This window comes from Paraburkholderia sp. HP33-1 (assembly GCF_021390595.1).
Classification (GTDB): Bacteria; Pseudomonadota; Gammaproteobacteria; order Burkholderiales; family Burkholderiaceae; genus Paraburkholderia.
This window is the reverse complement of the sequence record NZ_JAJEJR010000003.1, coordinates 672945-687569: the sequence shown is the minus strand read 5'-3', so window position 1 is coordinate 687569 and position 14625 is coordinate 672945. Positions and strand designations below refer to the sequence as shown.

Here is a 14625-nt window from a genome sequence, read left to right as displayed (position 1 = left end):
AAGGAGACAGCATAAGTGAAACCGGAGACTTTGAATTGCGACGTGGTCATCGTCGGCCTCGGACCGAGCGGAGCGATGCTGGCCAACCTGCTCGGGCCGCGCGGGTGGTCAGTGGTGGCGATCGAGCGCGATGAGGACATCTACTACGCGCCGCGCGCCGTGCATTTCGACGATGAGGCGATGCGCATCTTCCAGGCTGCCGGCCTTGCCGACGAAATCGGCGGCACCAGTGAAGCGTTTACCGACATGGAGTTCCGCCTGAACATCGGCAGCCGCCCGGTGATGCGCACAAAGATCGGCTCGCAGGACGGTCGCTACGGTCATGCCGGCGCGTGGTGGTTTCATCAGCCGACCCTTGAGAAACATTTGCGCGACGGCGTCGCGCGCTACGCCAGCATCACCACGCTGTACGGCGCGACCGTGCGTTCGCTGAGCGAAGACGCGAGCGGCGTGAGCGTCGAAGTCGCATCGAACGACGGCGGCTCATGCACGGTCCGGGGCCGCTATCTGATCGGTTGCGATGGCGGGCGCAGCTTCGTGCGCAAGGCGGCGGGCCTCACACTCGACAGCGCGAAATTCGACGAGGCATGGGTCGTCGTCGATACGAAAACCCGCTCCGGCCAAAAAGATCCGCGTCTGCCACCCAATCACATTCAGGTATGCGACTGCACGCAGCCGGTCACTTATGTACCGATGGCCGGCCCTTACTATGAATGGCAGTTCATGGTGACGGGCGGCAAAACCGAGCGCGAAGCAACGGATCCGCAACTCGTGCGGCAACAACTCCGCCCGTATGTCGATCTCGACACGGTCGACATCACGCGCATCGCGCACTACCGTTTCCACGCGCTGTGGGCGCGCAAGTGGCGCACACGTCGTGTGATCCTCGCGGGCGATTCAGCGCATCAAATGCCGCCGTTCCTCGGCCAGGGCATGTGTTCCGGCATTCGCGATGCCAACAGTCTCGCGTGGCGGCTCGATCTCGTCCTTTCAGGCGCGCCCGAAACCCTGCTGAACGACTACGAGACGGAACGCGATGCGCACGTGCGCGCGATTATTCATGGCGCGATGTTCCTCGGGCGCCTGATCCAGACGCGGCGGTTTCTGATTGCGCTTCTTCGCAACAACGTCTTGTTCAGGCCTGCGAATCGTATTCCGTTGCTGAACCGTCTCATCTATCAGACGGCCAATCGGAAGCGGCCGTTGAGCGGCGGCTTCATTGGCCGCCATCGACGACGCATTGCCGGCCATCTCGCGCCGCAACCCACTGTGCGGTTGCAGGACGGAAAGGCGGTATTGCTCGACGAAGTGCTCGGCCACGATTTCGCGCTGCTGTTCCGGCGCGACGCGATCAGCAATCTTCATCCCGCCGTCAAACGAGCGCGTGAGCGCTTCAGATTGAAGCTGGTGTCGTTCGACGCGAACGCGTCGTCCGGATCGGTCGGCGATGCGCAAGGCAAGCTCGACGAGTGGTTCACACGCAACCGGATCGACTTCGTGCTGATACGGCCGGACCGTTATGTATTCGACGGTGGCCGCATAGAGCAACTGGAAGCGGTCATGGCTCCGCTGCTGAAAACACTTTCAGGGCCCACTTCAACTCAACTCGAACTCGCGGCGGCCGCATGATTCACACACCTGTTCTGATTGTCGGCGGCGGCCCGGTCGGCTTGACGCTTGCTTTGGCGCTGAGCCGGCAAGGCGTGAAGTCAGTGCTCGTCAACGATCGCAAGGCAACCACCACGCACCCGAAGCTCGACGTGGTCAATTGCCGATCGATGGAAGTGTTCCGTCAACTCGGCCTTGCCGCGAAGATCCGCGCGGCCGGCAATCCGCTCGCGTCAAACCAGTATTCGGCAATGGCGGCCTCCGCGAGTGGTCCTTTTTATGCGGTGATGAAAGACCGTCACCTGATCTATCAACCCGCTCAACGCGCGGCCGAATCGATTCGTGCATGCACGGACGGGTCATTGCCGCTCGAATCGATGCAACGTATCGCGCAGATGAATCTGGAACCGGTACTGCTGAACGAAGCCAGCGCCGACCCGAACATTGAACTGCGTTTTGGCTGGCGCCTGTACGGTTTCGAACAGGACGATGCCGGTGTGACCGCGCTGATTCACGAGGTCGACAGCAACGAGGGACGCCAGGTTCGCAGCCAGTATCTGATTGGCTGTGACGGACCGAATAGCCGCGTGCGCAACTTTCTGAACATCGACTACGACGGCACGCGCGATCTGCTCGGCGAGCTGTTCATCATTCATCTGCGCTCGAACGAGATCAGCCGTCTTTTTCCGAATCACGAGCCCTACTGGCATACGTGGATCACGCGTCCCGGTTTCACTGGCCTGCTGGTATCGCCCGACGCGAGCCGGCCGGACTATGTGTTGCATCGGCCTTTCGCGCCGCGCAAAGGCGAATCGCTCGAATCGATCATCGACGCGGCGCTGGGACAGAAGCTCGCCTACGAGATCGTGCAGAGCGGTCCCTGGCGGCCGCAGTTTCTGGTCGCGCGCTCGTTTGGCCGCAAGCGCGTGTTCATTGCCGGCGACGCCACGCATCAATACATGCCGACCGGCGGGCTGGGGATGAACACCGGCGTGACCGAAGCGCACAACCTCGCGTGGAAGCTCGCCGCGATGGTCAACGGCTGGGGCGGCTCCCATCTGATGCAGAGCTACGAGGACGAACGTTTGCCGGTTGCGAAGCGCAATCGTGACCACGTGAAGAAATGCGCCGCAGCGGTGATCGAGTCGCAATTCGACGCGGCGGACATTCAGCTCGGCGATTCCGCAGCCGCGCGCGCAAGTCGCGCGACGGTCGCGGCACAGTTCGAGAGCAAGGTATCGCGGCTCTATGAATCGTTGGGTATCGAGATCGGCTACCGCTATCGCGACGTCTCCACGATCGTCGCCGACAAGGACGACCGCGAGCCGCCCTATGAAGAGATTCTCTACCAGCCGACCACATGGCCGGGCGCCCGGCTGCCGAACGGCTTCGATCGCGATGGCCGTGCGCTGCTGGATCGCATTCGCTACGAAGGCTTCGTCCTGTTGAGCGGCGACGCTCGTCCCGGCGAAACGGTGCCGCTTACCGAGGCGGCCCGCGCGGCAAACGTGCCTTTGACATCGCTGACGGTCGATGAGCCGCACCTGCGCGCGTTGCTTGAAAAGCGCTTCGTGCTGGTGCGGCCCGATCAGCATGTGTGCTGGCGCGGCGATGTAATCCCGGCCAACTGTACGGCCCTGATCGACCGGATACGAGGAGCATGACCATGCGCAAACAGATCGACAGGATAAAACTCGGCTTCATGCTTTCGATGGTGCCGACCCTCGTGCGCCGCGCGGCGCGGCGCCAGACACCGCAACGCGCGCGACTCTATGAACTGCTCGGCGAAGCGCCGTTCGTTTTCCAGGTCCGCACCCATGACGGCGCGGCTGGCTGGTTCGAACTGCGCGACGGCGCGTTGCAGTTTCATCGCGGCGTTCATGTGCGCCCGGATTTCTCGCAGACGTGGCGCAGCGCATCCGACGCGGTCAAGGTGCTCGCCAGCCGCGACGAAAGCGCCATGCTTCGCTCGCTCGAAGATGGTTCGTGCCGCCTTGGCGGACGGTTCGCCGTCGCGCTGTGGTTCAACGAAGCGATGAAGCTCGCCCGTCCCGGCCAGTTCGATCGCCATTGACAATGGAGCTGCGCTTGAGCTCATCCGCGAGACGTATCGACGTTCATCATCATTTCGTACCCCCGCCCTATCGGGAGGTCATGGCGAGGCACGGCATCCAGAAAGTCGCGGGCGCCGAGTTGCCCACATGGAGCGCAAGCGATTCGCTCAAGGTGATGGACGCCAACGCGATCGAAACCGCCCTGCTTTCGATCTCCGCGCCTGGCGTGTATTTCGGCGACGTCGACGAAGCATGCTCGCTAGCGCGGAGCTGCAATGAATACACCGCGCGACTGGCCGAACAACATCCGGGCCGCTTCGGCTCCTTCGCGGTGCTGCCGATGCCGCTGACCGAACATGCCTGTCACGAAGCGGCCTACGCGCTCGACACCCTGAACGCTGACGGCGTCGTGCTGCTCGGAAGCACGCAAGGCAAGTTTCTCGGCGCGCCCGAATTCGACGAACTGATGGCGGAACTCGACCGCCGTCGCGCGGTGGTGTTCCTGCACCCGAATCTGCACGAGTCGAGTGAACAACTCGGCCTGGGCGCGCCGGGATTTTTGATCGAATTTCTCTGTGACACGACGCGCGCCGCCGTCAGCCTGATTCTGAGCGGCACGCTTGAACGCTACCCGAACATTCGCTGGATTCTGGCGCACGCGGGCGGCTTCTTGCCTTATGTCGCGTGGCGACTGTCGCTTGCAAACCTGCTGCCGCAATACACGACGAGTGCGCCCGCCGGCGTGCTCTCGTATATCCGGCGTTTCTACTTCGATACCGCGCTCTCGCCCGCACCCTTCCCGCAAGCCGCGCTGCGCGAACTCGTGGAGCCGTCGCAGATTCTTTTTGGCAGCGACTTCCCGTTCGCGCCCGCCCCGGTCACAACGATGCAGCGCGTGACACTCGAAACGTCACCGATCTGGGGCGACGACGTGCGTCGCGGCATTGATCGCAGACACGCATTGACCTTGTTCCCGCGCTTTGCAACCGCCGGCGAATCCATCATCAACTCAGCGACACGCGACGAGGGCGTGTTGACCTCGATGAAGTACGCAGCGGCCAACGCAAGCGTGCGGCTGATCGACAGACTAAGAAATCGTTAAGCACCGGCAACGGTCATGACGTGCAGGCCCCGGCGCGCCGCAAAAGCGCGCTATCACGTAGTAAGCAGCACTACATAAATAACGGAGACAACATGAAGCAGACAAGCGCGGCAGTCCTCCTGTCGCTCTCGGCGATCTCGCTCGCCCATGCCCAGTCGGCAGGACAATGGATGGTCAATGCGGGCTGGATGCATATGGCGCCGCAAGACTCGAGTCAGCCGCTCACCGTCAATGCGCTTGGGCATACCAGCACGATGGAGGGCACCGGCGCGAGTGTCGCCGATACCGATACTTTCGCGCTTACTGCCACCTACTTCGTGACCGACCATATCGCGATCGAAACCATTCTGGGTGTTCCTCCCACGCTGCATCTGAACGGCACGGGCACGCTGGCATCGCTCGGCGAGCTAGGCAATGCACGTTCCTACAGTCCGGCTTTGCTCGCCCAATATCATTTTGGTGAACCGTCGGCGCGCTTGCGTCCCTATGTCGGCGCGGGTGTTTCTTATGTCTGGTTCAACAGTGTCCAGTTGAGCGCGCCGCTTTCGAGCGGGCAGTTCCTCTTCTCGCCGGCGACCGGCACACTACTGGAGGGACCGACATCTGCATCGCTCAGCAAATCGTTTGCTCCAATCGTCAATGCGGGGCTGACTTACAACATCGATTCGCACTGGTCGGTCGGCGTGTCGCTTTCCTACGTATGGCTGTCGAGTCGCGCAACGTTGACGACTCACTCGGCTGTCGGCACAGTCACGACCACCGCGAAACTGAAGATCGATCCGGTCACCAGCTTCGTCTCGATCGGATACCGGTTCTGATCTCAACTCATCGCTAACAAGGAGCAACGGCATGGCCGTTCGTAACATACACGATATCGAGGCGATCGAGGCCGTGCCGCTGTCGCAGCACTCCCTGCCTCCTGGCACCTTTCAGGTATTCGAGGCGCAGGCGGCGCGTCGGCCAACCGAACGCGCGCTTTCATTCTTTCTCGACGTCGAGGATATTGCGCGTCCGTTCACGTGGACTTTCAGCGAGCTATACGCGGACATTTGCCGTACTGCCAACGTATTCGGCAGTCTCGGGGTGACTTCGCGCGACGTCGTCGCATTCGTGCTGCCGAACCTGCCGGAGACGCATTTCGTGATCTGGGGCGGCGAAGCTGCCGGGATTGCGATGGCGATCAATCCGCTGCAAGACGGCGCGCAAATCGCGGAGCTGGTCGACGCGGCGCGCGCCAAGGTGCTCGTGTGCCTCGCGCCGACGCCAGGAACCGACATCTGGCCCAAGCTTGCCGCCCAGCTCGACGCGATGCCCTCTGTCGAAACGATTGTCTGGGTCGATCTTCGGCCTTACGTGCCGGCGGCGAAGCGCGCGGCGCTCGCGTTGATCGAATGGCGGGCACGGCGAAACGTTCGCGGCAAACGCGTGGTCAATCTTCACAGGCAGATGGCGAAGCGGCCGCACGACCGCCTGGTTCGCGCGCGCGACATTCTGCCGGACGACCCGTCATCGTATTTCTGCACGGGCGGCACCACGGGCCGCCCCAAGATCGCCGTGCGTACCCACGGTGCTGAAGTTTTCGACGCATGGGCCGCCGGCGAGGTCCAGGCACGCGACTACGCAGGCACAACGATCTTCTGCGGACTGCCGCTGTTTCACGTCAACGGTCAACTGGTAACCGGGCTCATGTCATGGATGCGGGGATTCCACGTGGTGCTCGGCACTCCGCAGGGATATCGCGGCAAGGATGTCATCGCGCGCTTCTGGGACATCGTGGAGGCGTTTGAAGTGAACGTCTTTTCAGGGGTGCCCACATTGTTCGCAGCGCTGCTGCAACAGCCTGTCGGCGCACGCAAGATCACCTCGCTACAGTTTGCGGCGTGCGGCGCCGCGCCCATGCCGGCCGAACTTGCTCGCAGCTTCGAGAAGGTCACCGGCATCAGGATTGTCGAAGGGTACGGCTTGACGGAAGGCGCGTGCGTGTCGTCGTTGAACCCGCTCGACGGCGAGTGCCGTATCGGCTCGATCGGTCTGCGGTTGCCATATCAGCAGATGAGCGCGGTGATACTCGACGATAGCGGCGCTTATCTGCGCCACGCCGCTGTCGATGAAGTCGGCGTGATTGCGATCCACGGGCCGAACGTTTTTCGCGGCTATCTCGACGCGCTTCACAACGTGGGCCTTTGGATCGATATCGAAGGGACGCGCTGGCTCAATACAGGCGATTTGGGACGTTGCGATGCCGACGGATATTTCTGGCTGGTAGGCCGAAAGAAGGAACTGATCATTCGCGGCGGTCACAACATCGATCCGCGCACGATCGAGGACGCGCTGCTTCAGCACCCGGCGGTGGCGCTGGCCGCCGCGGTCGGGCGTCCGGATGCGCATGCCGGGGAGATTCCGGTTGTTTATGTGCAGTTGAAAGATACGGCAAGCGCGAGCGCGGACGACTTGTTGCAGTTCGCCGCGCGGAACATCGGCGAGCGCGCGGCTGTGCCCAGGTACGTGAGGATATTGCGCGCGGTTCCCGTGACTGCGGTCGGCAAGATTTTTAAGCCTGCGTTGCTGGAATGGGAAATCGAAAGCGTCGTGCGCACTTGTGCTGACGAACTCGGCGTAACGCTTGATCGGCTAACGGTGGTACAGGATAAGCGTCGAGGCTACGTCGTGCGGATCGGCGCGAGCGGATCCGCACCAGTGCTCGCGGCAGCACTGGGGAAATATGCTTTCGCGGTCGATTGGGAAGACGAAGCGATATCGCGTCCATGAGACTCAGTGTCGTCTTACCTTGTCTGGTACGCCTTCGTTGAACTCGATAGCGGTCGTTCGCCTCCCGCCGTCAGCGAACGACCGGTGAGCACCAATCAGCGGGCATATCCGCTTTGACGTACGAGCGTCAACTCAGGCCGACGAGAAGGCAACGAAGTCTCTCTCTCTCTGCTGCCGGCACTTCGGCCATAGTTGACGTTCAGGTGCCGCTGCCCGTGGGGCAGCTTCAAGGCACTGTCCCGCCGTTCCCATCTCCGTAGCCACGAATGTCGGATGCCGTTGTCAGCGAACGCGTACGCCCGACCCGTTTCGGCCGGTCGTGCTGTCTGGGGTTCAACGGCGGATAACCGAATGGTCCGGTCATCCACGCCAGCTTTCCGGGGGCAGCGGTTCTTTCGGCCATAGCGGTCATTGGGGCGGGCTGGGTTATAGGTCAACAATGCGGAGGATTGCCGACGGTGGAGACATCGAGCGGCCAAGCCGCAACTTTTCGCATCAGCGAATCACACTCACGACGCCTTCCCGTCCTTCAGCCGAAGTAGGACGCGACGGCGTTTCAGGAGCCTGCATCGGGCATATGCGGGCGTCGTTCACCCTGTACTACGCGATCGCTTGAGTCAGTGTCGTTGTTTGTGCCGCCTTTCGGCCAAAAGGTCTTGCCGCTGATTTGAGTGACGTGTGCTTGACGTCGCAGCCAGTTGAGCATTGCGGCGGGTGAGCCTCTCAACGTCCAGCGTCGCGCCACACTGCGTAAGGCAGCCACGGCCTGGCTAGTGACTTCCACGCTCGTGTCGGTTCTGACGCCGCTGTGGCTCAAGCGACATCGGGCGCGTTATCCGGTGGCCGAGGAAACGGCAATGAAGCGAGTATGGGCGCAATTTAGGACCTGGTTTGCGAAGGGGCGTACTCTTCGAGGGCTGCGAAGCTCAGCAGTTGTGCTTTTATCTCGCGGGACTTCGCCGCTAGATCGACTGTGCCGAAGCGAATCGCGTGATGCTGAATGACTACCGTCTCGTCGACGTGCGCGTGAATGGCTGGATGCAAAAGCAGGCCGGCCGCGCGGTCGGAATATTCGTCACCCTGCCCCGTCTGTGAAAAGATGTACGCGTAGATTTGATAGACGTAGCCGCTCTTCAGCGTTTCGTCGCGGAACCAACCCTTCGCCAGAATCGACGTGAACTTGGTGTCAATAAAGATGCGGCGCCGCGTCGGGACATGGTCCAGCATGATGTCGGTTTGCATCGTCGGCAGGATGTCGTCGATGCCGTCGGTCTTACAGCTCACCTGCCAGTTCAGCAGGCGGCCTGTCTTCACGCGCCACCCATCGCCGGCCAGATTGACCTGGTAGAAACCGCCGATCGCCTTCTCGAACAGGCGGCGCACCCACACGGCTTCGCGGTCGGGAATCGGCATCGTTTGCAATCCGGCTCTCTCGGTCGGCAAGGCGAGGTCGAATGCGAGCTTCGCGGTATCCACCATGAGCCGGTCGTCGCGATCGTTGCGGCCGAAGCGCTCGGCGCTCATCTGCGCACGCGTTGGAGTCGCGCCTGACACGCCCGCGGCCTTGAGGTAGTTTGCCAGCGTTATGCAGCGGCGAGCGCGCCCGGGGTTCACCTTGCCGGCGATATGCTCCAGTGCGCCGCGAACGTAACGGTTCCGCTGTGTGTCGATCGTCAGCGCCTCGAAGTGACACGCCACGCTGCCGCGCGCGAGCAGTTGATGCCGCTCGGTGGTGAGCACGTCTATGCGGCCACGCACGCGATTCAGCACTGCATCGCGCACCCGGTACCCTGCACTGAGTTGACGGCGCTGGCGCCTCTCGACCGCGCGTATCAGCAGCTCCGCGACGAGATCAGGTACGTCGTCCGGGTTGTTCTCGATGTCTCTGAACGCGGCACCGTGCGTGCGATACAAGTCGGACGCGTACAGCATAAGCAGCCAGAGGTTGCGCACGGGGATCCGGCCGATCATGCTGCTGCCGGGCGCATCCGAGGGATCGGTCGCCGTATGCGGTGTCATCGTCGTCACCAGTCACGCAACAGTTGCTCGCATGCCTTGTGGGCTTCGTCCGGAACATCGAACCAGTATTCCTCGAGCAGCGGGCGGATTTCCGTATCAACTACGTCGATGAACCACTGGCGGGTGGAACCGGCCTCCAGCGCTTCCGTCGGCGTCACATAGCTATGTCCGAGGCAGAATTGCTGGCCAAGGCGCGTGTCGTTCGCGATGGTCTGATTCAGGGCCCCGATGCGCGTTTCGACGGCCGCCGCGAGCGACGCATCCATGCCGCATTGCGCTATGACCCATTGGCGCCACGTGTCGCCGAGGCGCGGCTCCAGATCGACGAACGCGAAGCGCCGGCGCAGCGCCATATCGACCAGCGCGAGCGAGCGGTCGGCCACGTTCATGGTGCCGATCACGTAGAGGTTCTCAGGGACGTGCACGGCGCGGCGTTTGCCGTCCGCATCCGGATAGCAGAGTTCAATAGCCTCGCTTGGGGTGCGTTTGCCTGCTTCCAGCAACGTAATCAACTCGCCGAAGATTTGCGCCGGATTGCCACGATTAATCTCCTCGATGACGACCACGAACTTGGCATCCGGCGCGCTCAGCGCCGCATGGATCGCTTCCATAAAGACGCCGTCGACGAGCGCGAGCTTACCGTCGCCTGTCGGACGCCAGCCACGCACGAAGTCCTCATACGACAGGTTCGGATGGAACTGCACTCGGCGGACTTTACTGTCGCTTTGCTCGCGAATCAGCGCGAAGGCGAGGCGCTTGGCAAGCCAGCTCTTGCCGGTGCCGGGCGGTCCTTGCAGCACGAGATTCTTCTTCTTTTCAAGGCGTTCGAGCATTCGCTCTACCTTCGACCGCTCGACGAAGCAGCCATCCTTGAAGATGTCGTCGATGGAATAGGGGACGATGGTTCGTTCAGGGACGATGGCTTCCGGGAGGGCGTCGGCGTCGTCGTCCACGACTTGCATGCTGGCGCCGTGTGGTTGATAAACCCAAGCCTCTTGCGAGAGCTCAGGGAACGAATGCACCGAATAATTGGGCTCCAGGAAGCGCTGCTCCAGCATGTCGATCAGCACGAGATACTCAGCGCCGTTGCAGCGGCGGTTGGGGCCGCTCGTGCCGATGTCGGCACGCAGTTTCTCCCTGATGAGGCGGCGCGAATTGCCATCCAGCGTTGCGAACGACCAAGGGCGGATCCAGAAGAGGCCCATCGTGAGGTTCCAGGCGACGTTCAGTTGGCCGTTGATTTCGTCGAACGCCTTGATAAAACGTGTGCGCTCGGAGTCGTCGCCGGACTCGGCATAGTCGATCGCGGCAGCAAAAACGGTCCAGAGCTTGTCGATATGATCGTTCGACCGTTTGTTCTCGAACGGGAAGAACCACGAACTGAGGTTGTTAAGCAGCGGAACGCCTTCGAAGATTGCAGGAACCGGCTCAGAGACGTTCAGCAACCGGGCAAGCTCACCCGCCAATTGCTTTCGATTGATGTCCGTGATGCCGCGGTTGAAGCTGCCCATCACTGTGAACGGACAAATATCGCGCACGAATCCCTGTCCGCCGTCCGCGTACTGATCTTTATTCAGGTATTCGAGCACATCAATGCGCGTCGCAATGTCTTGCAAGCCGGCGACCAAGGCAGTGCGATTCGATCGATAGGCAAGCAACGCATCGGCAATGGCTTGAAAGAATGTCGTCCAGGCGAAGCGCTGCTTCTCGCCCGAAGCGGCGCCGTAACGCTCTTGCCAATAAGGCCAACGCAGAAAGCGCTCGATATCTTGCGGTTCGTTCTGAAATGTGAAGCGGATCAGTGCCTCGGCCTTCCAATTGTCCGGCAGCACGCGCCAGATCATGGATCGATACGTATAGAAGAGCCACTCGCGCGCAGGTTCGACTGCGGTCCAGTCCACATCAACCCGATACCCATTCAGTTCATTGCTGGTCACCGTCCCGATAGCCTTGATCGCCATGACCGACACCGGTTGCCCTTTGGCGTCGAACGGCAGATCGTGCTTGCGCAGGTACGGCGCCTTGATCGCGATCCGCTCGCCCACGCGCATCGCGTTGACGAGCGCCGATTCCTTGTTCGTCGGGTCGTGAACTTCCCAGATACCTTCTCCGAGGAAACGTGGCGTCTGATCGTTCCTTGCGCCGTAACTCGCGCCTACGAACCAGAACGCCGACGTTGCTTCCGTATTCTCAGTAAGCATACGACTCCCGTGCCTTTGTGATGACACCCGACCCACACGGCTTCACTGGATGCGAACCGACGACAAATTATCAGACGGGGAATCGCACGGCGCAATCGTGAAAGGATGATCGCTACTTAAAGACGAGAGCTCGGACCCATACGCCGGCGCCACTACCGCAATCTTCACCGACAAAGGCGCGGCTAGATGCGGCCCCAACGTCGTCCGCACCGGCGTGCAACTTCATCCGCACCTGATTACAAGCGATCTGCCCTGCGACGCGCGAAGTTTGCTGCTATCGACCCGTCGCTGACCCACTCCAGGGCCCACCAGGCGTGGCGCGTCCTTGAGCACTTGAGCCTCGGTTCGGAACCATGTTCGTGATTGTGGACCACGTGGTACCGAATGTCGTTCAACGTGATTCAAAGGAAGGTTCGGTTCCGAGATAGCGAGGGCAACCTCCTCGGCATTGGGCAAACGCTTAAGTGAGCAGGCCGACGCCATGCCTCAAAGCGCCGCTTAGGGTCAAAGCAGGCTATCGGTGCAAGGGAATCGACTATTGTCGATTTCTTGACTCCCCGCTCGTCGTGCGTATGGGCGGTCGTGTTGCGATGCGCTGCCGATCGGCACCTATAGTCCGTATGGGAAAAAGGAGATTGCGAATGACTTACGTCGATGGATTTGTTGTCCCCGTGCCTACAGCCAACCGCGAAGTTTACAGACAGTTCGCAGAAAGAGCGGCGGCCGTCTTCAAGGAGCACGGCGCGTTGAAGGTGGTCGAATGCTGGGGAGATGACGTGCCGGAGGGCAAGGTGACGTCGTTTCCAATGGCGATCAAGCGCAAGGATGATGAGACGGTGGTGTTCTCCTGGGTTGTCTGGCCGTCGCGCCAGTCGCGAGACGAAGGAATGAAAGCGGTAATGGCCGACCCGCGGCTGCAACCAGATAAAGATCCGATGCCTTTTGACGGCCAGCGGCTAATCTATGGCGGTTTCGAAGTGATTGTCGACGCGTGATGGCAGAAAAACATGGCGCCGGTTCGCGTTGAGACGCTAGCCGACGCCGCAGCCTTGGCATTGAACATCCGCGATGCAACGCGTGAATCTCCTGTCGGACTTACGCTGCTCAGGGCAAGCTGTGAAGTCAGGTATCTGGTTAGCAGCGGACGGTCGCGCGTGACGTATAAGTGACTCTAACGGGTCGAACTGAGCTGATCGCATCGGGCAAAGGTCGGACCCGAAGCAGACACCGGCTGCTCTGGCCGCGCGAACTCCCATACGTTAATCTCTAGTTGCAAGTGATCGTAAATGGGATGCGCAAGCCGCGGAGAGCCCTAATGCGGGCGCCGATGCTGCCGTCAAAATCATTGCGGAGTGGTCAGATGGCGGCCGATAGCAATTTCTCGATCGGGAGACGGATGCTTGTGGCGCAAGCAGGGATTGCCCTCGCCGCCGCCGCTATCCGGAAGGGTGTCCGAGCCGCCAACGCGCCTTCTTCCGTTATGCTCCAACTCAGCGCTTATCTGGCAGAAGCGGGGAATCGCCCCCTTCCCGACGATGTGGTCGAAAAAGCGAAACACCACATTCTCGACACATTCGCAGCGATGGTTTCCGGTTCGCTGTTGGCTCCGGGAAGCGCCGCGTTGCAATACGCGCGCGCCGGTGGAGGAAGAGGAGCGGCGACCATCGTTGCTTCGACACTTACCGCCAGCCCGGTCGAGGCGGCATTCGTGAACGCCATGCTCGCTCAGTCGGATGAAACCGACGATTCCAATGAGTTTTCGCAATCCCATCCAGGCTGCGCCATCGTACCGGCGGCATTTGCCATGGCCGAGCAGTTCGGTAGCGATGGCAATCGCTTCCTGCGGGCTGTGACGCTGGGCTACGACATCGGTCCGCGCGTGACGATAAGTTTCGGCGCACTCGATTTTCGCAACAAAAGCCACAAGAGCACGCATGCCATTGCCGAAATATTCGGCTCGGCCGCCGCAGCGGGTTGCATTGCTGGACTTGGCGCGCAGCAGATGCGATGGCTGCTCGATTACACGGCTCAGCAATCCGCCGGCATCGGGGCCTGGACGCGCGACACCCAACACATGGAAAAAGCATTCGTCTTCGCCGGAATGCCGGCGAAGAACGGAGTGCTGTCGGCGCTTCTCGTCCATTCCGGCTTTACCGGAATCGATGACATCTTTTCCGGCACCGACAATTACTTCCTTGCCTATGCGCCGAACGCCAACCAGGACGAACTGATCAAAGATCTCGGCAATCGCTACGAAATTACCAGAACCAACATAAAGAAGTGGTCGGTCGGCTCCCCTATCCAGGCGCCGCTGGATGCAATGGATAACATCTTCAGGAAGCGTGACGTCGACCCGGCGAGCGTCAGATCTATCGTCGTACGCGTTGCGCACACCGAGGCTCGCATCGTGGACAACCGCGAAATCCCCGATATCTGCTTACAGCACATCGTAGCGATCATGCTGCTCGATAAGACCGTCTCCTTCCAGGCCACGCACGATAAGGCCCGGATGAGCGATCCCGACGTCTTGCGGGTCCGCATCAAGGTCGAGCTTATTCCTAGCGATGAGTTGGAGGCTCTTGAACCGGCCAGGCACGCGATCGTCGAAATTGCACTGAACGATGGAACGGTGCTAACGGACCACGTAGCACATGTCCGCGGCACGGCCGACAACCCCATGGACCGCGGCGAGGTGGCGCGGAAGGCGACTGACCTCATTGAACCCGTTCTGGGCAAAGCAAATAGCACTGCCTTGATCGACAAGCTAATGAGGCTTGAAAAACTCAACGATCTGCGAGGGCTACGTCCACTTCTTCAGAAGACCTAGCCCGGCATTCCAGCCGCGCACCAATGACCGGAAATAGCTGGCTGC

General features: G+C 61.1%; 10 protein-coding genes. 8 read left to right on the top strand and 2 right to left on the bottom strand.

Annotated features, from left to right (window positions below):
* Nucleotides 1–15 precede the first annotated feature (15 nt).
* The 6 genes from L0U81_RS30075 (at nucleotide 16) to L0U81_RS30050 (ending at nucleotide 7533) form a co-directional block, all read left to right on the top strand.
* Entirely contained in the window at nucleotides 16–1629 is a 1614-nt protein-coding gene (locus tag L0U81_RS30075; protein ID WP_233809277.1) for a bifunctional 3-(3-hydroxy-phenyl)propionate/3-hydroxycinnamic acid hydroxylase, read from the top strand.
* Entirely contained in the window at nucleotides 1626–3272 is a 1647-nt protein-coding gene (locus L0U81_RS30070; protein WP_233809275.1) for an FAD-dependent monooxygenase, read from the top strand. Before L0U81_RS30075 ends, L0U81_RS30070 begins: the two co-directional genes overlap by 4 nt.
* A gap of 2 nt (nucleotides 3273–3274) precedes the next feature.
* Nucleotides 3275–3682, top strand: coding sequence for a hypothetical protein (locus L0U81_RS30065; RefSeq protein ID WP_233809273.1), 408 nt, complete (start codon nucleotides 3275–3277; stop codon nucleotides 3680–3682).
* A 14-nt stretch (nucleotides 3683–3696) separates the two neighbouring features.
* A complete protein-coding gene (locus tag L0U81_RS30060) occupies nucleotides 3697–4764 on the top strand; it encodes an amidohydrolase family protein (RefSeq protein ID WP_233809271.1) in 1068 nt (355 codons plus the stop codon).
* Between the two features lie 92 nt (nucleotides 4765–4856).
* Nucleotides 4857–5582, top strand: coding sequence for an OmpW/AlkL family protein (locus L0U81_RS30055; protein ID WP_233809269.1), 726 nt, complete (start codon nucleotides 4857–4859; stop codon nucleotides 5580–5582).
* Between the two features lie 31 nt (nucleotides 5583–5613).
* Entirely contained in the window at nucleotides 5614–7533 is a 1920-nt protein-coding gene (locus tag L0U81_RS30050) for an acyl-CoA synthetase (protein ID WP_233809267.1), read from the top strand.
* A gap of 879 nt (nucleotides 7534–8412) precedes the next feature.
* Here L0U81_RS30050 and mcrC read toward each other — a convergent pair.
* Together mcrC and L0U81_RS30040 are read right to left on the bottom strand one after the other, a co-directional pair.
* The gene (mcrC, locus tag L0U81_RS30045; protein ID WP_233809265.1) at nucleotides 8413–9552 is read right to left on the bottom strand and encodes a 5-methylcytosine-specific restriction endonuclease system specificity protein McrC; all 1140 of its coding nucleotides are present in this window, start codon (nucleotides 9550–9552) and stop codon (nucleotides 8413–8415) included.
* 5 nt (nucleotides 9553–9557) lie between these two features.
* Entirely contained in the window at nucleotides 9558–11753 is a 2196-nt protein-coding gene (locus L0U81_RS30040) for an AAA family ATPase (protein WP_233809263.1), read from the bottom strand.
* Nucleotides 11754–12394: 641 nt separating this feature from the next.
* Between L0U81_RS30040 and L0U81_RS30035 the strand changes: the two genes are divergently transcribed.
* Nucleotides 12395–12748 (top strand): DUF1428 domain-containing protein, encoded by a 354-nt coding sequence (locus L0U81_RS30035; protein ID WP_233805612.1) that lies wholly within the window; start codon nucleotides 12395–12397, stop codon nucleotides 12746–12748.
* A 365-nt stretch (nucleotides 12749–13113) separates the two neighbouring features.
* The gene (locus tag L0U81_RS30030; RefSeq protein WP_233809261.1) at nucleotides 13114–14580 is read left to right on the top strand and encodes an MmgE/PrpD family protein; all 1467 of its coding nucleotides are present in this window, start codon (nucleotides 13114–13116) and stop codon (nucleotides 14578–14580) included.
* Nucleotides 14581–14625 lie beyond the last annotated feature (45 nt).